General features: G+C 43.7%; 1 pseudogene. It reads left to right on the top strand.

What is annotated here, in order from left to right:
• A pseudogene (locus ACWPKD_RS15220) lies at positions 1–885 on the top strand (hypothetical protein); the annotation flags it as partial.

The following is an 885-nucleotide window of genomic DNA, read 5'->3' as shown; positions in this document are numbered from 1 at the left end:
CACTCTTGTTCTGGTTGACACTGAATCGGATGTTAATGCAGATCCAAATACTTTAGTTGCCACTACAACATTCTCCGGTTTGGCTGCGGGTCATTATATTATACGTATAACAGATCAACTGCAAACATTGGAGAATGCTTCTGAATGTGAGGCTATCGTTGACCAAATTCCTTCTGTTCCGATTGATGAGAATTGTTCCAACGATGAAATAACCGCATGTGGCTTAACACAAGAGGCTATTAATGCTGATTACTTAGCTTGGTTCAATAGTTTAGCGCCAACAGGAGGTACCAATCTTCAATATACTATTATAGTTAGAGATGGAGAAGGTAATATCGTTGATCAAGACGGTGTATTTGCTCCGGCTCGATGTGGTGCTATCTATACTGCAACTGTTACCTATTCAGATGATTGTGCCCAAAGTGGCGATTGTCAGGGAACTTATACCGTAATAGGTGACACCGAAGCTCCTGCAATTGTTGATATTGCTGATTACGCTTTACCAGGCTGTAACACCGCATGGCCAACAGAAGTATCCACAACATTCACCGATAATTGTGGTGTCGAAGGACAAACCAGTGGTAATGTTCCTGGAGAATTAACAGGTTCCGGTTCTTTGGATGAATGTACGCAATACCGCGACTACCGATTCACTCTAACCGACGATTGTGGTAACGATGCAGAACAAACCTTGCGTATTACCCGTCACTTCGATGAAACCGATCCGGTTGTGGCAGATGTTGCTGATTACGCTTTACCAGGCTGTAACACCGCATGGCCAACAGAAGTATCTACTACCTTCACAGATAATTGTGGTGCCGGTGGAGAAACCAGTGGCAACGTAGATGGTGTATTGATTGGCTCCGGTAGTGTTGATGAATGTAC

It is taken from the genome of Flavobacterium pedocola, assembly GCF_053764385.1.
The sequence above is the reverse complement of the archived record's forward strand: the minus strand, read 5'-3'. Positions and strand labels throughout refer to the sequence as shown.